This is a genomic window from Streptomyces apricus (assembly GCF_008369065.1).
GTDB classification, from domain to species: domain Bacteria; phylum Actinomycetota; class Actinomycetes; order Streptomycetales; family Streptomycetaceae; genus Streptomyces; species Streptomyces apricus.
In genome coordinates this window covers 6,797-31,678 of the sequence record NZ_VDFC01000055.1, presented here as the reverse complement: position 1 = coordinate 31,678, position 24,882 = coordinate 6,797, and the positions used below count along the sequence as shown (strand labels likewise).

19 protein-coding genes and 3 pseudogenes are annotated in these 24,882 nt (G+C 73.8%); 12 read left to right on the top strand and 10 right to left on the bottom strand.

Features of this window, described 5'->3' with window-relative positions:
• Window positions 1-230: 230 nt before the first annotated feature.
• The 4 genes and pseudogenes from FGF04_RS31455 (at window position 231) to FGF04_RS31440 (ending at window position 3,428) form a co-directional block, all read left to right on the top strand.
• Window positions 231-1,100: a CPBP family intramembrane glutamic endopeptidase gene (locus FGF04_RS31455; RefSeq protein WP_149514776.1), complete on the top strand. Its 870-nt coding sequence runs from the start codon at window positions 231-233 to the stop codon at window positions 1,098-1,100.
• Between the two features lie 68 nt (window positions 1,101-1,168).
• Complete coding sequence (locus FGF04_RS31450) at window positions 1,169-2,335, top strand: sensor histidine kinase (RefSeq protein WP_235882597.1); 1,167 nt, start codon at window positions 1,169-1,171, stop codon at window positions 2,333-2,335.
• Window positions 2,332-2,820: pseudogene (locus tag FGF04_RS31445) on the top strand (response regulator); the annotation flags it as partial. The gene FGF04_RS31450 and the pseudogene FGF04_RS31445, both read left to right, overlap by 4 nt.
• A gap of 188 nt (window positions 2,821-3,008) precedes the next feature.
• A complete protein-coding gene (locus FGF04_RS31440; RefSeq protein WP_149514774.1) occupies window positions 3,009-3,428 on the top strand; it encodes a PPOX class F420-dependent oxidoreductase in 420 nt (139 codons plus the stop codon).
• Window positions 3,429-3,544: 116 nt separating this feature from the next.
• Here the strand turns inward: FGF04_RS31440 and FGF04_RS31435 are convergent, their stop codons facing one another.
• The 4 genes from FGF04_RS31435 to FGF04_RS31420 form a co-directional block, all read right to left on the bottom strand.
• The gene (locus FGF04_RS31435) at window positions 3,545-5,929 is read right to left on the bottom strand and encodes a bifunctional salicylyl-CoA 5-hydroxylase/oxidoreductase (protein WP_149514773.1); all 2,385 of its coding nucleotides are present in this window, start codon (window positions 5,927-5,929) and stop codon (window positions 3,545-3,547) included.
• A gap of 81 nt (window positions 5,930-6,010) precedes the next feature.
• Complete coding sequence (locus FGF04_RS31430; protein WP_223146418.1) at window positions 6,011-7,684, bottom strand: AMP-binding protein; 1,674 nt, start codon at window positions 7,682-7,684, stop codon at window positions 6,011-6,013.
• A gap of 57 nt (window positions 7,685-7,741) precedes the next feature.
• On the bottom strand, window positions 7,742-8,695 hold the full coding sequence (locus tag FGF04_RS31425; RefSeq protein ID WP_149514771.1) for an acyl-CoA thioesterase: 954 nt from the start codon (window positions 8,693-8,695) through the stop codon (window positions 7,742-7,744).
• Window positions 8,692-9,174, bottom strand: a complete 483-nt coding sequence (locus tag FGF04_RS31420) for a cupin domain-containing protein (protein WP_149514770.1) — start codon at window positions 9,172-9,174, stop codon at window positions 8,692-8,694. Before FGF04_RS31420 ends, FGF04_RS31425 begins: the two co-directional genes overlap by 4 nt.
• Window positions 9,175-9,297: 123 nt before the next feature.
• Between FGF04_RS31420 and FGF04_RS31415 the strand changes: the two genes are divergently transcribed.
• From FGF04_RS31415 to FGF04_RS31395, 5 genes are all read left to right on the top strand, one after another.
• Window positions 9,298-9,717: a RidA family protein gene (locus tag FGF04_RS31415; protein WP_149514769.1), complete on the top strand. Its 420-nt coding sequence runs from the start codon at window positions 9,298-9,300 to the stop codon at window positions 9,715-9,717.
• Window positions 9,718-9,773: 56 nt separating this feature from the next.
• Window positions 9,774-11,273 carry a metallophosphoesterase family protein gene (locus FGF04_RS31410; RefSeq protein WP_149514768.1) on the top strand — a complete coding sequence of 500 codons (1,500 nt, stop codon included), beginning with the start codon at window positions 9,774-9,776 and terminating at the stop codon, window positions 11,271-11,273.
• Window positions 11,274-11,386: 113 nt separating this feature from the next.
• Window positions 11,387-13,702 carry a serine/threonine protein kinase gene (locus FGF04_RS31405; protein ID WP_149514767.1) on the top strand — a complete coding sequence of 772 codons (2,316 nt, stop codon included), beginning with the start codon at window positions 11,387-11,389 and terminating at the stop codon, window positions 13,700-13,702.
• 146 nt (window positions 13,703-13,848) lie between these two features.
• Window positions 13,849-14,985: a hypothetical protein gene (locus FGF04_RS31400; protein ID WP_149514766.1), complete on the top strand. Its 1,137-nt coding sequence runs from the start codon at window positions 13,849-13,851 to the stop codon at window positions 14,983-14,985.
• Window positions 14,982-16,328, top strand: a complete 1,347-nt coding sequence (locus FGF04_RS31395; RefSeq protein WP_235882596.1) for an alpha-glucoside ABC transporter substrate-binding protein — start codon at window positions 14,982-14,984, stop codon at window positions 16,326-16,328. The genes FGF04_RS31400 and FGF04_RS31395 overlap by 4 nt, the downstream gene beginning before the upstream one ends.
• A 96-nt stretch (window positions 16,329-16,424) precedes the next feature.
• Here FGF04_RS31395 and FGF04_RS31390 read toward each other — a convergent pair whose 3' ends face one another.
• The 5 genes from FGF04_RS31390 to FGF04_RS31370 form a co-directional block, all read right to left on the bottom strand.
• Window positions 16,425-17,075: a DUF4360 domain-containing protein gene (locus FGF04_RS31390; RefSeq protein ID WP_149514765.1), complete on the bottom strand. Its 651-nt coding sequence runs from the start codon at window positions 17,073-17,075 to the stop codon at window positions 16,425-16,427.
• Window positions 17,076-17,484: 409 nt separating this feature from the next.
• Window positions 17,485-18,018, bottom strand: coding sequence for a GNAT family N-acetyltransferase (locus tag FGF04_RS31385; protein ID WP_149514764.1), 534 nt, complete (start codon window positions 18,016-18,018; stop codon window positions 17,485-17,487).
• 103 nt (window positions 18,019-18,121) lie between these two features.
• A complete protein-coding gene (locus tag FGF04_RS31380) occupies window positions 18,122-19,033 on the bottom strand; it encodes an SRPBCC family protein (RefSeq protein WP_149514763.1) in 912 nt (303 codons plus the stop codon).
• Window positions 19,034-19,125: 92 nt separating this feature from the next.
• Entirely contained in the window at window positions 19,126-20,085 is a 960-nt protein-coding gene (locus FGF04_RS31375) for a LysR family transcriptional regulator (protein ID WP_188114309.1), read from the bottom strand.
• 141 nt (window positions 20,086-20,226) lie between these two features.
• A complete protein-coding gene (locus FGF04_RS31370) occupies window positions 20,227-20,637 on the bottom strand; it encodes a DUF4190 domain-containing protein (RefSeq protein ID WP_149514761.1) in 411 nt (136 codons plus the stop codon).
• 260 nt (window positions 20,638-20,897) lie between these two features.
• Between FGF04_RS31370 and FGF04_RS42255 the strand changes: the two are divergent.
• The 3 genes and pseudogenes from FGF04_RS42255 to FGF04_RS31360 all read left to right on the top strand — a co-directional run.
• Window positions 20,898-21,629: pseudogene (locus tag FGF04_RS42255) on the top strand (FAD binding domain-containing protein); the annotation flags it as partial.
• Window positions 21,630-21,707: 78 nt separating this feature from the next.
• Window positions 21,708-22,205 (top strand): (2Fe-2S)-binding protein, encoded by a 498-nt coding sequence (locus FGF04_RS42250; RefSeq protein WP_188114310.1) that lies wholly within the window; start codon window positions 21,708-21,710, stop codon window positions 22,203-22,205.
• On the top strand, window positions 22,202-24,583 hold the full coding sequence (locus FGF04_RS31360; protein WP_149514759.1) for an aerobic carbon-monoxide dehydrogenase large subunit: 2,382 nt from the start codon (window positions 22,202-22,204) through the stop codon (window positions 24,581-24,583). Before FGF04_RS42250 ends, FGF04_RS31360 begins: the two co-directional genes overlap by 4 nt.
• 101 nt (window positions 24,584-24,684) lie before the next feature.
• Here FGF04_RS31360 and FGF04_RS31355 read toward each other — a convergent pair.
• Window positions 24,685-24,882, bottom strand: a pseudogene (locus FGF04_RS31355) (hypothetical protein); the annotation flags it as partial.

The following is a 24,882-nucleotide window of genomic DNA, read 5'->3' as shown; positions in this document are numbered from 1 at the left end:
CACCCTCCGTCATGGAACCCCTCATACCCTGCCTGCCCCGATCGACCGGCATCCTGCCACGCGCCACCGACAGTGCGGGGGCGGCCGGCGGACGGGACCACTCCCCCGTCCTGTCCCCCGTCAGAGCTACGCGCAGGTGTCCACCCAGCGGTGACGACTCCCGGCCTGCGGATCCATAGCTTTCTGTGCAGCCCGCGGCGCCCGGCCGCGGCCTCGGTACGGGAGTCCTCATGAGAGTGGTCTGGCAGCTTCTGGCGGTCGTGGCGGTCGCCTTCGTCGGCGGTCAGGCGGTGGCCGCCGGGGAGGACATGCCGTGGGTGCAGCTGGTGGTCGGCGTACCGGCGGCCGTGCTCGCGGTCCTCGTCTACCGGTGGGTGGTGGGACGGACCGAGCGCCGTCCGGTGACCGAACTGGCCCTGGAGGACGCCCCGGCCGCGCTGGGCCGCGGAACGCTCCTCGGCGCCGCGCTGTTCGGGGCCGTCGTCGTCAACCTCCTCACCTCCGGGTACTACGACGTCGACGGGATCGGGTCGGTGCCGGGCGCGATGGGGCTGATCGGCTTCATGGCCGCCGCCGCGGTGACGGAGGAACTGATGTTCCGCGGCGTCCTGTTCCGTCTCACGGAGGAGCGCACCGGCACCTGGATCGCGCTCGTGCTGACCGGCACCCTCTTCGGCCTGGTCCACCTGCTCAACCCCGACGCCAGTGCGTGGGGCGCCGCCGCCATCGCGATCGAGGCGGGCGGCATGCTCACCGCCGCGTACGTCGCCACCCGCAAGCTGTGGCTGCCCATCGGCCTGCACTTCGGCTGGAACTACGCCGCGGGGGGCGTCTTCAGCACCGAGGTCTCGGGCAACGACACCCCGCAGGGCCTGCTGGACTCCACGACCTCGGGTCCGACGCCGCTCACCGGCGGCGACTTCGGCCCGGAGGGCAGCGTGTACTCGGTGCTGTTCTGCGTCCTGGCGACCGTCGTGTTCATGTGGCTGGCGCACCGGCGCGGCCACGTGGTGCCCCGCGGCGGACGCGGCGCTGCGCTCGCCGGCACCGCACGGTCCGGCAGCGCGCAGTTCGGCAGCGCCGCTAAACTCCCCCGATGATCGGACCGGCGACCGGACTGGTGGCCTCACTGACGACCTCCCTGGTGACCGCGCTACCGGCTGGACCGGTGAACAGGCTCCGGCAGGTCCCGGAGCGGTGGCGGCGTGCCGACGTCACCGTCCGGGACCTCCCGCTCGGGCTGCTGTTCCTCACCACGCTGCTCCTGCCGTCGTTCCACGGGACGCAGATCGGCACCGTACCGAGCCGCCCCTTCGACGCCCTGGCCGTGCTGACCGTGGCCCTCGAAAGCCTCCCCCTCGCCCTGCGCAGGCGGTGGCCGGCCGGCTGTCTCGCCCTGGTGTCGCTCGGCTTCGCCCTCGACCAGATCCGCGGCTACCACTCGTTCGCGAACGCCGCGCTCCCCATCGCGCTGCTCAGCGCCGGGGCCCACCTGACACGCCACCGGCGCGTCGCGGCGCTCCTCTTCTCCCTGGCGTACGTGCCCTTCGCCGTCGCCCTCCACCGGCTCCGGGTGGGCGAGCCGACGAGCGAGTTCGTGACGTTCTACCTGGCGATGGCCCTCGCCTGGGGGATCGGGTCGTGGCTGCGCGCCACCCGGGTCGCGGACGCCGAACGGCGCCTGCGCATCGCGGAGGACACCCGCACCGCCGAACGCACCCGCATCGCCCGCGAACTCCACGACGTCGTCACCCACCACGTGACGGCGATGGTCGTCCAGGCCGAGGCGGCGCGCTACCTCACCGCCTCGCCCGAGCGCCTGGACCGGAGCCTGACCGCCGTCACCGACACCGGCCGCCGGGCCATCACCGACCTGCGGCACCTGCTCGACCTGCTCAACCCCGACCACGGCGTCCCGCAGGGCGGCGAGGCGAGGACACCGCCCGTCGGCAGGCTGCTCACGCTCGTCGAGCAGACGCGGCGGGCCGGGCAGCCGGTGGAGTTCACCGAGGAGGGCACGCCGGCCGAGTCGACCGGCAGCGCCGAACTCGTCGCCTACCGGGTCGTGCAGGAAGCCCTCACCAACGCCCTCAAGCACGCGCACGGCAGCCGCACCTCGGTCCTGGTGCGGCACGCCCGCAAGGAGATCACCGTGGAGGTCGGCACGGACGGGGACGGTTCCGGCCCGCGGCCCGGGACCCCGGGCGGGAGCGGCCGGGGCCTGGCGGGCCTGCGCGAACGGGTCGACGTCCTGGGCGGCGACTTCACCGCGGCCGCGCGGCCGGCCGGCGGCTTCGTCGTACGGGCCCGGATCCCCGCGGGAAACCCGTCATGACCGCGCCGACCGCCCCGATCCGGGTCCTGGTCTGCGACGACCAGGTGCTGGTCCGCACCGGCCTGGTGACGATCATCGACGCCCAGCCCGACCTGGAGGTGGCGGGCGAGTGCGGCGACGGCCGGACGGCGGTCGACCTCGCCGCCCGGGTCCACCCGGACGTCGTGGTGATGGACGTGCGCATGCCGGTGCTGGACGGCATCGAGGCCACCCGCCTGCTGGCGGGCGAGGGCGTGCCGGACCCCGTCAAGGTCCTGGTGGTGACCACGTTCAACCTGGACGAGTACGTCTACGAGGCGCTGCGCGCGGGCGCGAGCGGCTTCCTCCTCAAGGACGCCCCGCCGGCCCAGCTCCTGCACGGCATCCGCACGGTGGGCACGGGCGCGGCCCTGCTGGACCCGGAGGTCACCCGCCGCCTGGTCGGCCGCTACGCGGCCCGCATCCGCCCGGCGGACACCACCCGCCCTGACGGACCGGCCGGGCCTCCGGCGRGAGGGCGGGCGGCGCCGAGTGGCGGCGGCCGGGGCAGGGCGTGAGGATGCAGTCGCGGGGGCCCGGCGACCGCGTCCGCACCGGGACGCATACACCGGCGTGTCCCGGACACCCGCCGAGGACGCCGGGGACGCCCGTCCGCGTCCCCGCCGAGCATGCCCGCCGACATCGAGGAGCCCCCATGTCCAAGCCGCCGCTTCCGCCCGAGGCCGTCGAACTGCTGCAGCGCCCGAACGCGGCCGTCATCGCCACCGTGCGTTCGGACGGCGCGCCCGTGTCCACCCCCACCTGGTATCTCTGGGAGGACGGCCGGGTGCTGATCAGCATGGACGTGGGCCGCGTACGGCTGAAGCACCTGCGCCGCGACCCGCGGGTGACCCTCACCGTCCTCGACGGGGACGACTGGTACACCCATGTCACCCTCCTGGGCCAGGCCACCGAGATGGTGGACGACGAGAACCTGACCGACATCGACCGCATCTCCCGGCACTACACCGGCGAGCCCTACCCGAACCGGGACCGCCCGCGGGTCAGCGCGTGGATCGACATCGAGCGCTGGCACGGCTGGGGCGCCCTGAAGGACAACGGCCAGCCCGGCTAGAGCGCCCCTCAGGGGCGCGGGGAACTGCGCGCCCGGCCACGACGGACCGTCACCGCGCCCACACACCTCGGCCGCCCCGGACCGCTGGTCCACCGCCCCGGACGAACGCCGACGTCTCAGGAGACGACGGGGGCCGGCTCCCGGGACGGCACCCACCGAAGGTGCACACCCGGCCCGGCGGCCTCCGCCCGCAGCAGGGACAGCCGCGGACGCACGGCGTCGGTGCGCGCGCTCGGCGGCCTGCGGGCTCCGGCCCGGTACGGCAGCGGCCACTGCTCCGCCGCGCCCCGGTACTCCTGCTCGGCGGCCGCGTGCAGCGTCCAGTGCGGATCGTAGAGGTGCGTACGCCCCAGGGCGCACAGGTCGGCGCGGCCCGCCAGCAGGATCGAGTTGACGTCGTCGTACGAGGCGATGGCGCCGACCGCGATGACGGCGGCACCGGAGGCGGCGGCCACCTCGTGGCGGATCCGGTCGGCGAACGGCGTCTGGTACGAACGGCCGTACGCGGGCCGCTCGTCCCGGGTGACCTGCCCCGAGGAGACGTCGATCGCGTCCGCCCCGTGGGCGACGAAGGCGCGGGCGATCTCCACGGCGTCGTGCTCGGTGGTGCCGTCCGGCACCCAGTCGGTCGCCGAGATCCGCACGATCACCGGCCGCCCGGCGGGCCAGACGGCACGGACGGCGTCGAACACCTCCAGCGGGAACCGGAGCCGGTTCGCCAGCGGTCCCCCGTACGCGTCGGTGCGGCGGTTGGCCGCCGGCGAGAGGAACGAGGACAGCAGGTAGCCGTGCGCGCAGTGCAGTTCGAGGACGTCGAAGCCCGCTTCGGCGCCCCGGCGCGCGGCCGCGACGAAGTCGGCGACCACCGCGTCCATACCGGCGCGGTCGAGCTCGCGGGGAACGGGCGACCCGGGCCCGTACGGCAGCGGTGACGGGCCGACGGTCCCCCAGTTGCCGTACGGCAGCGGGTCGTCCATGCCCTCCCACATCAGCCGGGTGGAGCCCTTGCGGCCGGAGTGGCCGAGCTGCAGTCCGATGCGGGCGGTGCTGTTCGCGTGCACGAAGGACACGATCCGCCGCCACGCGTCGCGCTGCCCGTCGGTCCACAGGCCCGTGCAGCCGGGGGTGATGCGGCCCTCGGGCGAGACGCAGACCATCTCCGTCATCACCAGCGCGGCGCCGCCCATCGCCTTCGAGCCGAGGTGGACGAGGTGGAAGTCGCCGGGTACGCCGTCGACGGCCGAGTACATGTCCATCGGGGACACGATCACCCGGTTCTTCAGCTCCAGCTCCCCCAGCCGGAACGGCTGGAACATGGCCGGCGCGACCTCGGGCAGTCCCTGGGAGGCGGCGAAGGCGGCGTCGACCCGTTCGGCGAACTCCGGGTCGCGGGTGCGCAGGTTGTCGTACGTGATGCGGCGCGAACGGGTGAGCAGGTTGAAGCAGAACTGGGTCGGCTCCTGGCGGACGTACATGCCGATGTTCTCGAACCACTCCAGGGAGGCCTGGGCGGCCCGCTGGGTGGACTCCACGACGGGCCGCCGCTCCGCCTCGTAGGCCGCCAACGCGCTTGCGGTGTCCGGGTGTTCGTGCAGGCAGGCGGCGAGGGCGAGGGAGTCCTCCATCGCGAGTTTGGTGCCCGAGCCGATCGAGAAGTGCGCGGTGTGCGCGGCGTCCCCGACCAGGACGAGGTTGCCGTGGTGCCAGCGCTCGTTGCGCACGGTGGTGAAGGCGAGCCACTTGGAGTTGTTGGCGAACACCCGGTGGCCCGCCAGTTCTTCGGCGAAGAGCTCCCGCACCCGTTCGACGGCCTGCTCGTCGGAGGCGCCCGGCGGCAGGTCGGTCCCCTCGGTGGCGTCGAAGCCGGCCCGGCGCCAGACATCCTCGTGCATCTCGACGATGAAGGTGGAGCCGTCGGCGGAGTAGGGGTAGCCGTGCACCTGCACGGTCCCCCACCGCGTCTCCTTGACGAAGAACTGGAACGCCTCGAAGACCCGGTCCGTGCCCAGCCACATGTACTTGTTGCGGCGCCGGTCCAGCGTGGGGCGGAAGACCCCGGCATGGGCGGACCGCACCTGCGAGTTGGCGCCGTCGGCCCCCACCACCAGGTCGTACGAGGCACGCAGGACGCCGGTGTCGGGGGCGGGGGTGGAGAAATGGACGCTCACCCCGAGGTCCTGGCAGCGGCGCTGCAGCAGCCGGAGCAGTTCCCTGCGGCCCATCGCGGCGAAGCCCTGGCCGCCGACGGTGTGGGTGCGGCCGCGGTAGTGGATGTCGATGTCCGTCCAGCGGGCGAAGCGGCGCGCCATGGCCTCGGCGAACTCGCGATCGGCGTTCTCGATGCCGCCCAGTGTCTCGTCGGAGAACACCACGCCGAACCCGAAGGTGTCGTCGGGGGCGTTGCGCTCCCACACGGTGATCTCGTGGGCCGGGTCGAGCCGCTTCATGAGGACGGCGAGGTAGAGGCCGCCGGGGCCACCGCCGACGATCGCGATCTGCACGGGGTTCCTCTCGGTTCGGTGTCCGACGGCGGACGGACCGGCACGGGCGGACCAATAAGGGGTGACGGGCGGACGGGCGGATCAGGGCTCGACGGCGGACGGACCGGCCCGCTCGGCCTCGACGGCGGCCCGGAGCGCGAACCGCTGCAGCTTGCCGCTGGCGTTGCGCGGCAGCGCGTCGCGGAACCGCACGTCGCGCGGGTACTTGTAGGGCGCGATGACCTGTTTGACGTGGTCCTGGATCTCCGCGGCCTTGGCCGCGTCACCGGTGACCCCGTCCCGCAGGACGACGAAGGCGCAGACGACCTGGCCGCGTTCGGCGTCGCCGCGGCCCACGACGGCGCACTCCAGGACGTCGGGGTGGGTGTCCAGGGCGGCTTCCACCTCCGGCCCGCCTATGTTGTAGCCGGAGGACACGATCATGTCGTCGCCGCGGGCGTGGTAGTGGAAGTAGCCGTCCCCGTCGCGGTGGAAGACGTCGCCCGTGACGTTCCAGCCGTCCACGACGTAGTCCTTCTGGCGCACGTCGTCGAGGTAGCGGCAGCCGACCGGGCCGATGACGCCCAGCCTGCCCGGCTCGCCGGGGCCCAGTTCCGTGCCGTCGGCGCCGAGGACCGCGGCGCGGAAGCCCGGCACCGGTTTCCCGGTGGCGCCGGGACGGATGTTAGTGCCGGCCGCGGAGATGAAGATGTGCAGCAGCTCGGTCGCGCCGATCCCGTCGACCACCTCCAGGCCGATCCGGTCGCGCAGCCGCTCCCAGGTGCCCCGCGGTATGTGTTCACCGGCCGAGACGCCGACCCGCAGCCCGGCGAGCCGTTCCTCGCGCCTCTCCCGCAGGATCGCCTTGTACGCGGTGGGCGCCGTGGCCAGCACGGTGACGCCCCGGTCCGCGACGAGGTCCGCCATCGCGAGCGGCGTCGCCGCCTCGGTCAGCAGGGCGCAGGCGCCGGCCCGCAGCGGGAACACGACGAGCATGCCCAGGCCGAAGGTGAAGGCGAACGGGGCGCTGCAGGCGACCAGGTCGTCCGGCACCAGGTGCAGCACATGGCGGCCGAAGGTGTCATCGACGGCCAGGACGTCCCGGTGGAAGTGCATGGTGATCTTGGGTTCACCGGTGCTGCCGGATGTGGGAGCGAGCAGGGCCACGTCGTCGGCGGCGGTGTCCACGGCCGTGAAGGCGCCGGACTTAGCGGACGCGCGGGCCACCAGGTCGCCCGGCCCCGGGCCGCCGAACTCGACGACCCGCAGCGAGGGCAGCACGGTGTCCCGGACGGTGTGGACGTCCTGGGCGCACCGGTGGTCGACCAGGGCGAGCGCGGGCAGGGTCCGCGCGACGACCGGGGCGATCTCGCGGGCGCGCAGCGCGGCCATGACGGTGACGACGATCCCCCCGGCCTTGAGCACGCCGAGCCAGCACGCCACCGTCCAGCAGTTGTTGGGCGAGCGCAGCAGGACCCGCTGCCCCGGGACCAGGCCGAGGTCCTCGGTGAGCACGCGGGCGATCTGGTCGGTCCGCTCGCGCAGCTCCCCGTACGTCCAGGTGGCGCCGTCCGGTGTGCGCAGGGCCGGGCGGCCGGGCCCGTACGCCGCCGCGGGGACGTCGATCAGTTCGGTGGCGGCGTTGAGCCGCCGCGGGTACCGCAGCTCCGGCGTGGTGAACTCGATCACCGGCCACAGGTGGGCGGGCGGGAGGTGGTCGCGCGCGAAGGTGTCCTGGTACCCCGAGGGCGACAGAGAAGGCGGACCGACGGACAGGGGTGAGGGGAGGGGTCATCGGAGGTGTCCTTCCGAAAGCCGCCGGTGCGCGGCGGATCAGGCGGGGCGGATCATTCCCTCCTGGACGACGGTGGCCAGGTGACGGTGGTCGCGGGTGAAGAAGCGGCCGGTGCCCAGGCCGCGGCCCGCGTCGGCGGCGACCGCTTCCTGGACGTAGAGCAGCCAGTCGCCGACCGGTCCCGGGCGGTGGAACCACATGGCGTGGTCGAGGCTGGCGGTGACGAGTCCGGGGTCGGCCCAGGCCAGGCCCAGCACCCGCAGGACGGGTTCGAGGATCGTGTAGTCGCAGACGTAGGCGAGGGCGGCCAGGTCCCGCTGGGCGCCGGTCAGCCCCTCGACGGTCCGCAGGGCGTCGAACGGCCGCACCCACACCGCCTGTTGGGGCAGACGCCGGCCCTCGACGGTGAGGTAGACCGGGCCGGGCACATGGCGCATGTCGAAGCTGCGGCCGGCGGACCAGTAGGCCTTCGACTCCTCGGTCATGGAACCGCCGGCACGCTCTTCGAGGTACGCCCGCGAGCTGGGCAGGTCCTCGGGGTCCGGGACGACCTCGGCGACGTCGGCGTGGAAGGCGCCGCCGGGCTCCCCCGCGGCGAAGTTGGCCAGGCAGACGTAGAGCGGCCTGCCGTTCTGGTAGCCGCGCACCTGCCGGGTGCTGTAGCCGCGGCCGTCGCGCAGCACCTCCACCTCGTAGCGCACCCGGGCCCCGATGTCGGCGGGCCGCAGGAAGTACCCGTGCATCGAGTGCAGCGTCTTGGCGTCGGTCACCGAGCGCATCGCGGCGACGGCCGCCGCGGCCACCAGGTCGCCGCCGTACGCCTTGGGCCACGGACAGGGCTGGGTGACGGCGGTGAAGGCGAGGTCGAAGTGCTCGGCGGGCGCGGGGGTGAGCGTGACGGCGTCGGTGAAGTACGCGGAGGTCGGCGTCCCTTCGGGCGCAGTGCCCCCGGGTGCGGTCCCCCCGGACGCGGGGCCGGGGCCCGGCGTCACCGGTCGAGCCAGTCGCGCAGGTCGGCGTCGGGGACGTCGGTCATGTTGACCACGATGTTCTCCGGCGTCCGGGTGGTCATCCAGGTCAGCGGTCGGGTGCGGGAGAGGTTGCACTCGATGTGCGGCATGAACGGCGGGACGAAGACCCAGTCGCCCTCCGCCATGTCGACGTAGTCCTCGAACTTCTCGCCGAAGTAGATGCGCGCCCGCCCCGACAGGACGTAGCCGCCGGTCTCGGCCTCGCCGTGGTGGTGGGTCACCGAGCGGTAGCCGGGTTCGTTGCTGACCTTGCCGAACCACAGCTTCGTGGCGGGCGTGTGCTGGATGCTGACGCCCGAGATCCGGACGGCGCCGCCGGAGTCGGCGGTGTTCGCGCTCTCCGATCCGGCGCGCGTCACCACGGGGGCGACGATCCCGCTGGGCAGCCGGTACATCGAGGCGTCACCCTCCAGGCGGTACTTGCTGAGGTCGGGCTCCATGGGGGCTGGCTCCGTTCCGGTCGCGCGGGGTGGAGGCCGGTGGCACGGTCCGTGCGGTATCTCGTTTTTTTCACGACCGTCATTTATTGTCAATACATCGTGCCGACACCGACCGGAGGCCGCGTGACCCCCCTCGCCGTGAACCCGAGCGCCCTGCCGGCCCCCCGTGGTTACTCGCACGGGACCCTCGCGGGGAACACCCTCCACCTCGGCGGGCAGACCGCTCTGGACGCCGACATGAGGATCGTGCCGGGCGGCATCGTCGAGCAGTTCCGCCAGGCGTTCGGCAACGTCCTGACGACGCTGCGCGAGGTCGGCGGCGAGCCCCGGGACCTGGTCAGCGTGACGATCTACCTCACCGACATCCCCGACTACCAGGCGCACGGCAAGGAGATCGGCGCGGTGTGGCGCGAGCTGGCCGGTCCCGTCTACCCGGCGATGGCCGGCATCGGCTGCACCGCCCTGTGGCAGCCGGAGGCGATGATCGAGATCCTCGGCGTGGCCGTCGTCCCCGAGGAACGCCTGGTCCGGCCGGAGGGATAGGGGCCCGGGAACGGCCCGACGTCCGTCTGTCCAGGGGCCGTTGTTACCGTTCACCGATGTCTGACTCTTCACGTGACACCGCGGCGGGCGCCGGCTGGGGCAGCACGGAACCCGGCACCTACCGGAACCTGATGCCGCGACGGACCGAGGAACTGTCGTGGGTCGACCCCAGGACGCTGTGGCCCGCCCGCAACGGCGTGCTGGCCTCGCTGTTCGGGGACCCGACGGGCCGCATCCGCGAGCGCTGGGTGGCGCAGCGCGCCGCGGCCGGCGCACCGTCGGACAAGGTGATCGGGCACGAGGTCCCGGACTGCTTCTCCTTCATGGTCATCGGGGACACCGGCGAGGGGGACGACGCGCAGTACGCGGTCGTGCCCGGCTTCCTGAGGGCCGGGCGGGACAGCGCGTTCGCCGTGCTCGCCAGTGACGTGATCTACCCGGTCGGCGCCACCAGCGACTACGGCCCCAAGTTCTTCCGCCCGTACCGGGACTACCCGGCACCGATCTACGCGATACCCGGCAACCACGACTGGTACGAGGACCTCGACGGGTTCATGCGCGTCTTCTGCGACGCCCCGCCCCTCGACCCGCCGGCCGCTCCCCGGCGGCTGTCACGGGCCTGGTGGCGGTCGCTGCTCTGGCACCGTCCCCGTCCGCACGACGAGCAACGCCTGGCCGAGGCGCGGGCGTTGCGGTCGGCCCCCGGCCAGCAGGCCGTCCAGCCGGGCCCGTACTGGGCGATCGACGCGGGTCCGGTACGGATCATAGGCATCGACACCGGGCTCCTCGGGACCGTGGACGCCGAGCAGGGCCGGTGGCTCCGCGAGGTCTCCCGGGGAGACAGGCCCAAGATCCTCGTCACCGGCTCCCCCCTGTACGTGGACGCCGAGCACCATCCCTGCGACGTCGAGGGCGGCGGGACCGTCGACGAGATCGTGCGCGACCCGGCCCACCACTACGTGGCGGCGATAGGCGGCGACATCCACAACTACCAGCGCTACCCGGTGGACGTGGACGGCCGCACGATCCAGTACGTGGTCGCGGGCGGCGGCGGGGCCTTCATGCATGCCACCCACACCATGCCCCTGGTCGACGTCGGCGGCGTCACCGAGAAGGACTTCCGCTGCTATCCGCTGCGCGGCGACTCGCTCGCCTTCTACAGCGGGCTCTACGGGCGCAGGCTGCGGATGCGGCGCCTGTTCACGCTCACCGACGACCAGGCGGCGGCCGTCGTGTCCCGGCGGCTCGGCATCCCGCCGACCCGCGCCCGGGTGCGGGAGACCCCCGTCACCCTGCGCACCCGCCTGGTCGCGAGCCTGCTGGGCGCCGGCGGCCGCCCCGACCGCACCTCCCGTCTGCGCCTGCCCGTGCGCAAGGCGCACGGCAGGCTGTTCTCGCCGGGGTCGGCGACGTACAGCCCGCCGTTCTTCAAGTCCTTCCTGCGCCTGGACGTCTCCCCGGAGTCGGTCCGGCTGCGCTGCTTCTCGGCGACGGGCAACCTCCCGCAGGAACTCGATCCGCCCGTCGAGGACGAGGTGACCATCCCGCTGGTCTGACCCGGCCGCCCCACGACCGGCTCACGTGCCGGGAGACCCGGCCGGGGGCTCCTGCACAGCATCTCCCCCCGAAACGGGGTCATCCGGGAGCCCCCCGTCTATCCTGTGGTCGTATGGACGGGGCAGCGGGCAGCGGGGCGACCGGTGAACTGCGCGAATCCAGCGCGTCGTTCGGTCCTCTCGTCGTCAACTCGCCGATCCTGCGGGCCGCGCACGTCGAACTGCCCGAGGAGAGCCCCGACCCGGTCCTGCTGCCCACGATCACCCTGCTGGACCGGGCGGCGTCCCACGGCGGCGACCCCGGACGCCTGCCCCTGCCGTCGGGGCGGCTGCTCGCCGGCCAGTACCGGCTGATCCGGCCGCTCGGCTACGGCGGCATGGGCGAGGTCTACCTCGCGCTCGACACCAAGGTCGACCACCGCGAGGTCGCCATCAAGATCCTCCACCCGCAGCAGGCGGCGGCCTCGGCGGGGGCGCTGGCCGAGGAGCGGCGGGCTCTGGTCGACCTCAGCCACGGCGACATCATCCGCGTCTTCAACTACGGGCACCATCCGGAGGTCGGCGACTTCCTCGTCCTGCAGTACGTCGACGGCCTCACCCTGGAGGAGGTACGGGCCCGGGTCCAGGTCAACCCCGCCGAGTTCGGCGGCGGCCGCTTCCACGAGTTCGTCCTCGCCTACGGGGTGCGGATCCTGGCCGCGCTCGGCCATCTGCACGCGGACCGGCCGGGGAAGGTCTACGGCGACCTGAAGCCGGACAACGTGATGCACGACGGGACCTCCACGAAGATCATCGACGTGGGGAGCGTCCGCGCCGCCGGGCTGCCCGGGCACACCACGGAGGGGTTCCGGGCACCGACCGTCGGCCCGCACGGCGAATCCACCGGCCAGGACGACCTGTACAGCCTCGGGGAGACTCTGCGGCGCCTCAGCGGTCTCGGGAACTCACCCGGCGACCTGGCCGAACTGGGCCGCCTGGACGGGATCGGCCCGCCGCGGCCGCCGGACGGGACCGCAGGCCCCGGGGCTCCCGGCCTCCCCGGCGCCCCCGCCATGACGGCGCCCTGCCCCCGCGGGCTCGGCCTGGTGTCCCTCGCCCGGGTCCTGCACCGCGCCACCCGCGGCGAGCGGGCCGAGCGGTTCGCCACCGCCCGCGAGATGGAGGAACAACTGCGGGGTGTGTTCCGCGAGTTGCGGTCGCTGCGGACCGGGGTCGAGACCTTCGAGCCCTCGCCGCTGTTCTTCCAGTCGCCGTACGCGCTCGACGCGGAGCTCGGTTCCGCGCCCCGCCTCACCCGGTGGGCGGCGCCGGACGCGCCCGCCCCGTACGCGCCGCCGTCGCCCGCGGAGGTCGCCCAGCGGCTGCCCGTCCCGCGGCCGGACCCGCACGACCTCCACCATGCCGAGCTGAGCAGGCTGGCCGACGCCGCGCCCGAGGCGCTGCTGCAGCACACGGGCGACTGGCACGACTCGCCGGAGGTCCATCTGCTGCGCTGCCGCCTGCGGTTGCGCGGCGCGGGCGGCGGCACCGAGGCCGCCGAACGCGAACTGCGGTCCGCGCAGGCGCTGATCGGCGCCGGGCGCGCGCCCTACGACTGGCGCCTGGACTGGCACCGCGGGCTGCTCGCGCTCGGCCGGGACCGGGCCGGGGAGGCGCGGCTCCACTTCGACCGGGTGTTCGCGGCGATCCCCGGCGAGTACGCGCCGAAACTGGCCCTCGGTTACTGCGCCGAGCGCCTGGGCCGCTGGCAGGAGGCGCTGACGTTCTACGAGGCGGTGCGGCTGCGCAACCCCTCGCTGGGCAGCGCGGCGTTCGGTGCGGCCCGGGCGCGGCTCGCGCTGGGCGGCGACCGGGCGKGGGACGACGCCGTACGGGCCCTGGACGCGGTGCCGCAGCATTCGCGGCACCGCACCGCCGCGCGGACGGCCGCCGTGCGCGTCGGCGTGGAGCACGTGCGCACCCGCGGGGAGCCGGACGCGGTGGCCGAGCGGCTGCGCGAGGTGCTGGCGCGGCTGGCCCGGCTGTTCCACGCGCACGGGCTGACGGACGAACAGGCGAGGGTCCGTATGACGGCGGAGGTGTGGGAGGCGGTACGGGGCGCCGTGGCCCGGGGCGCGGTCGACGCGGCGGGGCTGGCCGCACTGGCGGCGGGCGCCGACGCGCGGCTGGGGCTCCCGTCCGACGAGCCCGGTCTGCGCAGGGAGCTCTCCCGCCTCTACCTCACCCTCGCGCACCAGGCCGCCCGGTCGGCCGCCGCCGAGGACGGGGCCGTCGCCGAGACCCTGCTGGACCGCGCCTACGCGGTCCGCCCGCTCGCCTTCCGGCACCGCCGGGACAGCCCGTGGCCGGGCCGACGGGTGGCGGACTGGCTGCGCACCACGGCCCATCCCCCGTCGCAGGCAAAGAACACAGGGACGGCCCCCGGGTGACCGGCACGGCAGGACACGGGGGTCCTCCCCGGGACACGGGGACCCCTGGTACGGGGGCCGCCGGCGCCGGGACCACGGGTGCCGGGGCCGCTGGCGCCGGGAGCGCCGGAGCGTCGTACCTGCGGTTGCGGCGGGTCGTGCGAGGTGTGGTCGTCGTCGGTGGCGAAATCGGCCGTCGACTGTGGCGCTACGCCTGGCCGTCGGCCACCGGTCGTCGCAACCGTGCCTATCTGCGGGACCGGCTGATCGCGCTGCCCCTGCTCGCCGTGGTGGCGGCCGGCGCGTTCGGCTGGGCGTACGCGGACGTGCGGGAGGACTCCGCCCACCTGCGGGAGCGCCTGGCACCCGCGCTCGTCGGGCTCGCGAACGCCAAGGCGTCCCTGTTCATCGCGCACGGCGAGGCCGTGGCGAACCTCCACGAGGCGGGCGCGGTCGACCTCGTCGGCCTCAGCCAGCGGTACCGCACCCGGGTGGCGCGGGCGACACAGAGCCTGAACGAGGTCACCCGCAGCGGTGCGCTGACCGTGGCCGAGGAACAGGAGCTGCGCGTGGTGTCCGCGCTGGTCGTCGACTACACGGGGCGGATCGGCCGGGCCCAGGGCCACGCAAGGGACCCCGTGCTGCGGGACGCCGAGCTCAGCTACGCGCGCAGCATGCTCTGTTCGACTCCGGTGGCCGCCGCGGACCGGCAGGACCGCCATCCCCCGTGCCGGCCGACCACGGGCTCCGGTGCGACCTCGATCGTGGACCGGGTGGCGGGTCTGGAGCGGGAGCTGCGCGGACGGCTCGCGGACCGGGCCGCCTGGGGCCCGGGCGTGCTGACGGCCGCGGCGGTCGCCGGGGCCGCCCTCGTGCTGCTCGCCGCCGGCCTCTGGCGCACGGTGGTGTTCCTGCGCCGCCGCTTCCGCATCCGGCTCAGCATCCCGCTGGCGCTCGCCGCGCTGCCCCTGCTGGCCGTCCCGTTCCTGACGGCCGACGCGGTGCTCGCGCAGCACGCCCAGACCCGGACCCTCCCGCTGGCCGACGCGCTCGCCACGCGGACCTCGCCCCGCACGGAGACGATCGCCGAGGAACGCCCCTTCGACGGCCCCGACCCGACGGCCGTCGAGGTGCTGGGGTCCCGGATCGACGACACGCTGTCCGACGGGCGGCTCGCCTTCCTCGACGGGGCCGCCCCCTTCGTCCTCCCGGTGGGCCTGGCCGGCGCCGCGCTGGTCGGCGGCGCCCTGCACGCGTACCGCCGCGAGTACCTCGTCGTCGCCCGCCCGGGGGCCGTCACGTGAGCCGCCGGTTCCCCGGCCCCACGGCCCGTCCGGGGCGCCGCCCCGCGGCCCGCCGCGCGTTCTCGCGCGCGGCCCGGCTGCCGCGCGTGCTGCTGGCCGCGTGTCTGCTCGCCCTGGTCCCCGGGTGCGCGTCGGAGAGCCCGCGCCCCCTCGTGGTCCTGGGCCCGTGGACGGGCAAGGAGGGCGAGGCCTTCGAGGCCGCGCTCCAGCGGCTCGACGACGGGACCGGCCGGACGTACACCTACGAGGGCACCCGCTCGCTGCGCGAGACGCTCGTCTCGCAGCTGGAGGCGGACACCCCGCCGGACGTGGCGGTCCTCAACAGCATCGGCGAGCTCACCGAGTACGCCCGCCGCGACCAGCTCGAACCGCTCACCGAGCCGACCCGCGAGCGCGCCTTCTCCCCGTGGGCGCCCGACCTGCTGGTGGACGGCCGCAGCCGCACCTACTGGGTGCCGCTGAAGGTCGACCTGAAGAGCCTGGTGTGGAGCAAGGAGGGCACGCCGAGCGACGATCCGACGTGGTGCGTGGGGCTCGCCTCGCAGGCCACCTCGGGCTGGCCCGGCACGGACTGGATCGAGGACATCCTGCTGCACCAGGCGGGTCCCGCCCGCTACACGGAGTGGGCCACGAGCAGGCTCAGCTGGCGCGACCCGGACGTCGTGCGGGCCTGGACGACCTGGGCCCGGCTGCTCGACGGCCGTTCCGACGACTCCGTCGAACGGTCCCTGACCACGTCGTACGAGGGCACGTCCGGGCCGGCCGGGCCCCGCGGGCTGCTGGACTCCCCCGGTTTCGACTGCACGCACGAGCACCAGAGCGCCTTCATCCGGTACGTGTACGCGGGCGACGGCATCCGGGTGGAGCCGTCGGCCCGGTTCCTGGACGGACGGGCCGAGTACCGCGACGCGTTCGAGGTCTCCGGCGACATGGCTGCCGTCTTCAGCGACGACCCGGCGGCCCAGGAGCTGGTGGAACGGCTGTCGAGCCCCGAGGGGCGGGAGCGCTGGCGGGCCGAGGCGGACCCGGCGGTGCGCCCGCTGTTCCCGGACACGAGGGGCCTGCCGTCCGCGGAGCCCGCGAACGCCGTCGAGCAGGAGATCGACGCGCTGCTCAACTCACGTGCCTCCGCGCTGTGTTTCGACGCCTCGGACGTGATGCCGCCCGAGCTGCGGGACGCCTTCCACCGGGCGGTGCTGGAGTTCTTCCGCGATCCGGCGAGGAAGCATCTCGACTCGCTGCTGGGGCAGTTGGAGACCGTGCGGGTCCAGGTGGACGAGGACACGGACGACAGGCGCTCGTTCCGGCCGCCCCAGGAGATCTGCGACCGGCTGGGAGGGTGACCCCGCCGGGCCACCGGACCGCCGGGTCGCCGGACCGCCGGCCCCGGCCGGCTCCCGGTGCGCAGGAGCCGGCCGGGGCCGGGCCCGGGGCGGGGGTCAGGAGCTGGGGCACTCCTTCCAGGCCAGGTGGTAGATGGTGCTGATGTCACCGTCGGTCGAGTCCATGGTCATGAAGCTGGTGGCGCTGGGGGCCGAGGTCCCGGCGCTGACGCGGAGTTCGGTGTTGATGTTGAAGTTCCGCTGGACACCGCAGGGCGCCCAGACGAGCTGGGCCCACTCCGTGGTGTCCGTGGCCTGCCAGTTGTCGTTGTAGGGGCCTCTGAAGGGGTGCGTGATGGCGACCGTGCTGGGTGAGCCCTGGAAGTAGTACGAGGCCTTCTCGGTGCTGCTCGCCCCGGGCTGGAGCGAGGCGAAGCCGCGGTAGTCCGCGCTGGCGATGGCGTACGTGAAGCCGCCCGGCACGGCGACGGTCAGGTTGAGCTGGCAGTTCCTGCGGAACGCGGTGGGGTCGGAGTTGCCGCCGACCTGGGCGAGGTAGTCGCTGTAGGTCACCGTGAAGGCGGTGTTGTCCGGGGAGACGGCGACGGCGGCGGTGCCCTGCGGACAGCCGGAGCCGTTCACCGTGGCGACCTTGATGACGATCTTGTCCGGGGGCGGGTCGACGATCCCCGTCGAGGGGTCGTGCGCGGGAAGTGCGGTGGCGAACAGAGCGGCGATCGCGCCGCTCAGAAACAGCCCACCAGTCATGGTGATCCCATCCGTTGCGTCGGTGTTCCGGCGGCGGGACGCGTCCCGCCGCGAAATGGGGGGTGCGGCCGTCCGCGCGCACGGGGGCGCGCGGACGGCCGTCGCTGACCAGGTGCGTGGATCGGACCGCGCGCCGGACGCGAGGTGTCGCGCCGCACGGCTCATGCGTCATGCACATGTCAAACAATCAACCGATCCGCGGTCCGGCCGACCTCATGCGCACGGGTGCCCGGCCCCTGTGAAGGAGCTGTGAAGGCCGGGAGCGAGGGAATCGTACGGAGACCGGCGGGGCCCGGGAAGGGCGAACTCCGGCCATTCGCGGACCGTGTGCGGATCACGGCCCGGAGCGGTCGCGGGGCGGCGCCGGACCGCCCCGCTCCGCTCTGCCGGCGTTCAGCCCGGCTGGCGCTCAGCCCTCGAACTCCGTCAGGTCGATGGCGTACAGCCGCAGCTCGTGCCCGTGCTCCGGGTCGTGCGCGGTGCCCTCCGCCTGCAGGCCGAGCTTCTCCAGCACGTTGGCGGACGCGGTGTCGCCCGGGCGGGCGGCGGCCACGACCCGGTCGACACCCCGGTCCTGGAGGGCGAACTCAAGCGTGGCGTGGGCGGCCTCGGAGCCGTACCCCTGTCCCCAGTGGACCCGGCCGAGCCGCCAGCCGATGGCGATGCGGTCCGCGATCTCGGCCGGCGAGTCGGCGACGTACAGACCGACGGCCCCGGCGAGTTCACCGGACCCCAGGAGCTCGACGGCGAAGATGCCGAAGCCCTCCTCGTCCCACTCCTCCTCCCAGGCCTCGATGTCCCCGGCCGTCTCCTCCAGGGAGCGGGGGCGCCCGTCGCCGATCCACTGCATCACGGTCGGGTCGGCCTGGATCTCGGCGAGGGGCACGAGGTCGTCGTCCTGCCAGCGGCGCAGGAGGAGGCGGGGCGTACGGATGTCGGTCATGGCCCCATCCTGTCGGCAGGGCGCGCCAGGACGAAATCGACGGGACGGCCGGTGCCCGGGGCAGGCCGGGCGGGCTCTGCGCACCCCCGGCGTACGGGTGGCGTCAGCGCGCCAGCCAGAGGACGAGGACGACGACGAGCACGGCCAGGACCAGTACCGCCGGCAGGGCGCGCTTGAGGACGGCGCCGCGGGCGACGCTCATCAGGTCCAGGGGCTGCGCGGCCGGCGTGACCGGATCCGCCGGGGTCCTCCGGTCCCCCGCAACGGCCTTCCGCGGGGCGGTGGGCGGCTCCGGCTCCGGCTCCGCACCCTGAGGAACGGTCCCCCGCGGCCCGGTGGCGGTGTCCGGTGCGGTCCGCGGACCGGCGGCCGGTCCGGGGCCGTCACCGATCGCGGGCCCGGGACCGTCACCGGTCGCGGGTCCGGCCGCCGCGCCCGCGGTGGTCCGGGCCACGGGCCCGGCGGCAGACACCCCGGGTGCCGGCGCCGGCCGGTCGCCTTCGACGGGGACCTCCGCGGCGCCCCCTGCAGAGGTCTCGGCCGAGGTCTCCTCGGCGCGTTCCCCGCGCCTTTCCGCCGCCAGCCGGTCCTCCAGGTTGTCCACGAACTGGGCCAGCAGCCGCCCGCTGACCTCCTCGATCATTCCGCGCCCGAACTGGGCGATGCGGCCCGTGACGGTGAGGCGGGTGTCCACCGTGACTGCGGTTCCGGCGGCGTCAGGGACCAGCCGGGCGGTGACGCGGGCGTCCGCGTTGCCCTGGCCGCGCGTGTCGCGGCCCCGTGCGCGCAGCACCGCCGTACGCCCTTGCGCGTCCTTCTCCTCGAAGGAGACGACGCCCTTGTACTGGACGGTCATCGGGCCGACCTTGATCTTCACGACGCCGTTGTAGGCGTCGCCGTCCACGCCGGTGAGCTGCGCGCCCGGCATGCAGGGGGCGACCCGCTCCACGTCGGTCAGCAGGTCCCAGGCGGCGTCGGGCGGCAGGTTCACGCGGAACTCGTGGGTGAAGTCCATGACGGAGACACCATGGACGCGGCCCGCCGAAGCGTCAACGACGTCTTCAGGGTTTGCTTAAGACACCGCTCAAGACACCGCGCGGGCGGCCGTCAGCTCCAGATCGTCACGTGGACCGGCGGACGGAACTCGTTCATGGGGACGCCGTTCGACCGCGTCAGCACCGCCTGCGTGGCCGCCGGTGTCGTCACGAAACGGCACAGCGCGGCGGCCGTCGTGGAGCGCCGGTCGCCGGTGAGGGCGCTCGCGCACAGCATGCCGGTCAGCCGCGCGCCCGCGACGTCCAGCCGCACCAGCGAACCGCGCCGCAGGTCGTCGCGTACGACGTGCAGGAAGGCCAGGGACAGACCGGCCCCGGCGGCCACCGCGTTCAGCGAGGCCGTGACGCTGGGGAAGGCCTTCGCCCCGGTGGCCTCGACGCCGATGTGGGACAGGAAGGCGCCGGAGAGGGTGTCCGGGTCCAGCCCGGCGGGGCCGAGCAGCCAGGGCTCGCCGGCGAGCTGGGCGGGCGCGAGCCGCCGGCGGTGCCGCAGCGGATGGTCGGGCGCGGCGACCACGGCCAGCTGGAAGCGCAGGAACGGGATCGACTCGACCGGCCCGGCGGGACGCGGCGCGGGCCCGATCGTGACGTCGGCACGGCGGTCGCGGAGCAGGTCGCCGAAGACCGCCACCGGCACGGCGAGCGTCTCGACGTCCAGGTCGGGCTGCCGGCGTCCGAAGGCGGCGAGCAGCGCGGGCAGCACCTGTTCGGCGCCGGCCTCGGTGGACGCCACCCGCAGATGGGCGGTGCCGGAGCCCGCCTGGCGCACGCGGTGCCGCGTCTCCTCCGCCAGTCCGACGATCTCGGCCGCGCCCGCGGCCAGCCGGCTGCCGCCCGGGGTGAGGCTGATCCCGCCTGCGGCCCGGATGAACAGGACGTCGCCGAGTTCCCGGCGCAGCGCGGCGACCGCGCCGGAGACCGCCGCCTCGGTGACACCGAGCGACTGCGCGGCGCCCTTCACGGAGCCGAGGCGGGCCACGGTGACGAAGGAGCGCAACTGGGTCAGCGTCATGTTTGTCATTACAACGGCTGTCCGACCGGTAGGACCCCTTCCGTTCCCGGCCGCCTCGACCGGCCCGGCCAGGTGGTCGCCCCCGCGTCCCCGGTCCCGTCCGACGGAAGGAGCGTGTCCGGCAGGCGTTATGACGGTACGTCAGTTTCCGTCGGCGTCGCGCTCGAAGTCCTCGGCGCACCGGTCGCGGTCGGTCTGGCTGTCCGCGTGCTTGATGCAGTCGTTGTAGTCCTTGAAGGAGTCCGACGTGAGGAAGGAGACGCCGATCGCGACGATGACGGCGGACGCGACGACCGCGAGGGCGCTCAGGACCGCGCCCACGACGGCCATGGTCCGGTGCGGCGCCCGTCCGCCGCGGGCACGCCGGGCGGCGACGATCCCGAGGACCAGCCCCACCAGGCCCAGGACGACGCCGCCGAGGACGGTCCAGAAGAACACGCAGGCTGCGATACCGAGGACCAGCGCCGCGACCGCCATGCCGTTGCCGGTCCGCGGTGCGGGGTCCTCGTGCTGTCCGGGGTAGGGGTAGGGCGTCTGGCCGTGGTGAACCATCGGTGGGCCTCACTTCCTGTTGACCGGAACCGTGCCGGGTTCATGCCGTGAGTGGTGCCTCAGCGTGTGCCCCGTGATCCGGCTCGTATGCTGCCGGCGCGGCCGTACCGGGCCCGGTCGGCAAGGTCGGGAGCCGGGGGGTGGCGGAGCGGTCTTAAGCATTCGCTTGAGTCACCGTTGACCGGCCCGTACGCCCGCGCCATCGTGCCTTCCGGGCCGCCGGACACCGTCCCGGTAGGCGGTCCGGGAGGGAGCGTGCCGTGCAGGTACCCGCTTCGTTCGACTACCGGCGTGCGCAGAGCGTGGACGAGGCGCTGGAGCTGCTGCGGCGCCACGGCGAGGAGGCGCGGGTGGTGGCCGGCGGGCACAGCCTGCTGCCGATGATGAAGCTGCGCCTCGCCGGGCCCGAACTGCTCGTCGACATCAACGACCTGCACGAACTCGACCACATCGAGCTGGTCGGCGACGAGCTGCGCGTCGGCGCGCTCACCCGGCACCGCGCCCTGCTGGAGTCGCCGCTGGTCGGCCGGTACTTCCCCGTCGTGCACGACGCCGAGCGGGTGATCGCCGACCCGCCGGTCCGCAACCGGGGCACCATCGGCGGCTCGCTGTGCCAGGCGGACCCGTCGGAGGACCTGTCCGCGGTGTGCGGCGCCCTGCACGCCCGGGTGGTGATCCGAGGGGAGTCCGGTGAACGGGTCCTGCCGATGACCGACTTCCACCGGGGTCCGTACGAGACCGCGGTGGGGGTCGGCGAGATGCTGATCCAGGTGCGGCTCCCGGTCCGGCCGGGGGCGGGCAGCGCGTACGAGAAGGTCGAGCGCAAGGCCGGGGACTGGGCCGTCGCCGCCGCGGGGGTCGCCCTGACCCTGCGTGAGGGACGGATCGCCGACGCGGGCGTGGGCCTGGCGGCGGTGGGCGCGGGCGCCCTGAACCTCGACGCGGTGCAGTCGCTGCTGAACGGCGGCGAACCGTCCGAGGCGCTGTACGAGGAGGCGGGCCGGCTGGCCTCCGAGAGCTGTTCGCCGGTCACCGACGGCCGGGGCCACGTCAGGGGAGGCGTGAGGCGCATGCGGATCACCGTCGACGTCAACGGCGAGGAGCGGACCGGGGAGGTGGAGCCCCGGCATCTGCTCGTGCGGTTCCTCCGCGACGACCTGCGCCTGACGGGCACCCACTGGGGCTGCGACACCAGCAACTGCGGCACCTGTGTGGTGCTGATGGACGGCGAGCCGGTGAAGAGCTGCACGGTCCTCGCGGTGATGGCGGCCGGCCACGAGATCCGTACGGTGGAGGGCCTGGCGGACGGCGACCGGCTCGACCCCGTGCAGCAGGGGTTCATCGAGGAGCACGGCCTGCAGTGCGGGTTCTGCACCCCGGGCATGATGCTGAGCGGCCGCGCGCTCCTGGACCGCAATCCGGACCCCTCCGAGCAGGAGATCCGCGAGGCCGTCTCGGGCCAGCTGTGCCGGTGCACCGGCTACCTGAACATCGTGCGGTCCATCCGGTGGGCTGCGGCCAGGGAACGGGCCGACGCCTCCGGAGCCACCACGGGGAGCCAGACATGACCGCCGTCGACGGACCCCCGGTGACCGGGCAGGAACCCGAACGGCCCATCGGCTTCGGCCGGATGAAGCGCAAGGAGGACCCCCGCTTCGTCCGCGGCAGGGGCCGCTACGTCGACGACGTCCAGCTGCCCGGGATGCTGCACGGCGCGGTCCTGCGCAGCCCGTTCGCGCACGCCCGCATCCTGTCCGTCGACACCTCGGCCGCCGAGGCGCACCCCAAGGTCAGGGCGGTCGTCACCGGGGAGACGCTCGCGGGTCTGGGACTCGCCTGGATGCCGACGCTGTCGATGGACACCCAGGCCGTGCTCGCCACCGACAAGGTCCGCTTCCAGGGCCAGGAGGTCGCGTTCGTCGTCGCCGAGGACCACTACGCGGCGCGCGACGCCATCGAGCTGATCGACGTCGAGTACGAGCCGCTGGACCCGGTAGTCAACGCCCGGCACGCCCTCGACCCCGAGGCGCCCGTGATCCGGGACGACCTGGAGGGGCGCACGGACAACCACGTCTTCGACTGGGAGGCGGGCGACGGCGCGGCCACCGAGGCCGTGTTCGCGCGGGCCGACGTCGTCGTCCGGCAGACCATGCTCTACCCGCGGGTCCACCCGGCGCCGCTGGAGACCTGCGGGGCGGTCGCCGACATGGACCCGGTCGACGGCAAGCTCACCCTGTACTCCACCACCCAGGCGCCGCACGCCCACCGCACCCTCTACGCGATGGTGGCCGGCATCCCGGAGCACAAGATCCGGGTGGTGGCCCCCGACATCGGCGGCGGTTTCGGCAACAAGGTCGGCATCTACCCGGGGTACGTGTGCGCGGTCGTCGGCTCGATCCTCACCGGGCGGCCCGTGAAGTGGATGGAGGACCGCTCCGAGAACCTGATGAGCACCTCCTTCGCCCGCGACTACCACATGACCGGCGAGATCGCGGCGACCCGGGACGGGCGGATCCTGGGCGTGCGGGTGGACGTCCTCGCCGACCACGGTGCCTTCAACTCCACCGCGCAGCCCACCAAGTACCCGGCCGGCTTCTTCCACATCTTCACCGGCTCGTACGACATCGAGGCGGCGCACTGCCGGGTCACCGGCGTCTACACCAACAAGGCGCCCGGCGGGGTCGCGTACGCCTGCTCCTTCCGGGTCACCGAGGCGGTCTACCTCATCGAGCGCATGCTGGACTGCCTGGCCGACGAACTCGGCGCCGACCCGGCCGAGTTGAGGATGCGCAACCTGCTGCGCCCGGAGCAGTTCCCCTACCGGAACAAGACCGGCTGGACGTACGACTCCGGCGACTACCCCGCCTGTCTGCGCAAGGCCCTGGACATGGCCGGGTACGAGGAGCTGCGCAAGGAGCAGAGCGAGCGGCGCGCCCGCGGCGAACTCATGGGCATCGGGCTGTCGTTCTTCACCGAGACGGTCGGGGCCGGACCGCGCAGGCACATGGACATCCTGGGCCTCGGCATGGCGGACGGCTGCGAACTGCGCGTCCACCCGACCGGCAAGGCGGTCGTCCGGCTGAGCGTGCAGACGCAGGGCCAGGGGCACGAGACGACGTTCGCGCAGATCGTCGCGGAGGAACTGGGCATCCCGCCCGAGGACGTCGACGTCGTGCACGGCGACACCGACCAGACGCCGTTCGGGCTGGGCACGTACGGCAGCCGCTCCACCCCCGTGTCGGGAGCCGCGGCGGCCGTGGTGGCGCGCAAGGTGCGGGACAAGGCGCGGATCATCGCGGGCGCGATGCTGGAGGCCTCCCCCGACGACCTCGAATGGACGAAGGGCCGCTGGTCGGTCAGGGGCGACCCCTCGGTGACGCGGACGATCCAGGAGATCGCGCTCGCCGCGCACGGCTCGCTGGAGCTGCCGGAGGGCGTGGAGGGCCACCTGGAGGCGACCACCGTCTACAACCCGCCCGAGATGACCTATCCGTTCGGGGCGTACGTGTGCGTGGTCGACGTCGATCCCGGCACGGGGTCGGTGAAGGTGCGGCGGTTCGTCGCGGTGGACGACTGCGGGACCCGTATCAACCCGATGATCATCGAGGGGCAGGTGCACGGCGGTCTCGCCGACGGCGTCGGGATGGCGCTGATGGAGATCATCGGCTTCGACGAGGACGGCAACTGCCTGTCCGGCTCCTTCATGGACTACCTGCTGCCGACGGCGCTTGAGGTCCCCGCCTGGGAACTGGGCCACACCGTCACCCCGTCCCCGCACCACCCGTTCGGGGCGAAGGGCATCGGCGAGTCCGCGACCGTCGGCTCACCGCCCGCCGTCGTCAACGCCGTCCTCGACGCCATCGGCGTGCGCCACGCCGACATGCCGCTCACCCCGGGCCGGGTGTGGCAGGCACTGCAGGGCGGCGAGGTGGAGGCACCGCAATGAGTCCCGTGGGCCCCGTCCTGCCGCCGCCGGCCGGGCCGCTCGACGCGCGCATGGCCGAACTGGCGGACCGGCGGGCGGCGGCAGGACGGGGCCCACGGGACTCATTGCGGTGCCTCCACCTCGCCGCCCTGCAGTGCCTGCCACACCCGGCCCGGGGTGAGCGGCATGTCTGCGTGGCGCACGCCGATGGCGTCGAGGACGGCGTTGACGACGGCGGGCGGTGAGCCGACGGTCGCGGACTCGCCGATGCCCTTCGCCCCGAACGGGTGGGGCGTGGACGTGGGGACGGGGTGGCCCAG

Bases quoted from the DNA above. Each gene is read 5' to 3' on its own strand.
- FGF04_RS31385 (WP_149514764.1), bottom strand. From the start codon at position 18,018: ATGACCGACATCCGTACGCCCCGCCTCCTCCTGCGCCGCTGGCAGGAC.
- FGF04_RS31375 (WP_188114309.1), bottom strand. From the start codon at position 20,085: ATGACGCTGACCCAGTTGCGCTCCTTCGTCACCGTGGCCCGCCTCGGC.
- FGF04_RS42250 (WP_188114310.1), top strand. From the start codon at position 21,708: ATGCGGATCACCGTCGACGTCAACGGCGAGGAGCGGACCGGGGAGGTG.
- FGF04_RS31390 (WP_149514765.1), bottom strand. From the start codon at position 17,075: ATGACTGGTGGGCTGTTTCTGAGCGGCGCGATCGCCGCTCTGTTCGCC.
- FGF04_RS31420 (WP_149514770.1), bottom strand. From the start codon at position 9,174: ATGGAGCCCGACCTCAGCAAGTACCGCCTGGAGGGTGACGCCTCGATG.
- FGF04_RS31360 (WP_149514759.1), top strand. From the start codon at position 22,202: ATGACCGCCGTCGACGGACCCCCGGTGACCGGGCAGGAACCCGAACGG.
- FGF04_RS31440 (WP_149514774.1), top strand. From the start codon at position 3,009: ATGTCCAAGCCGCCGCTTCCGCCCGAGGCCGTCGAACTGCTGCAGCGC.
- FGF04_RS31410 (WP_149514768.1), top strand. From the start codon at position 9,774: ATGTCTGACTCTTCACGTGACACCGCGGCGGGCGCCGGCTGGGGCAGC.
- FGF04_RS31455 (WP_149514776.1), top strand. From the start codon at position 231: ATGAGAGTGGTCTGGCAGCTTCTGGCGGTCGTGGCGGTCGCCTTCGTC.
- FGF04_RS31380 (WP_149514763.1), bottom strand. From the start codon at position 19,033: ATGGACTTCACCCACGAGTTCCGCGTGAACCTGCCGCCCGACGCCGCC.
- FGF04_RS31370 (WP_149514761.1), bottom strand. From the start codon at position 20,637: ATGGTTCACCACGGCCAGACGCCCTACCCCTACCCCGGACAGCACGAG.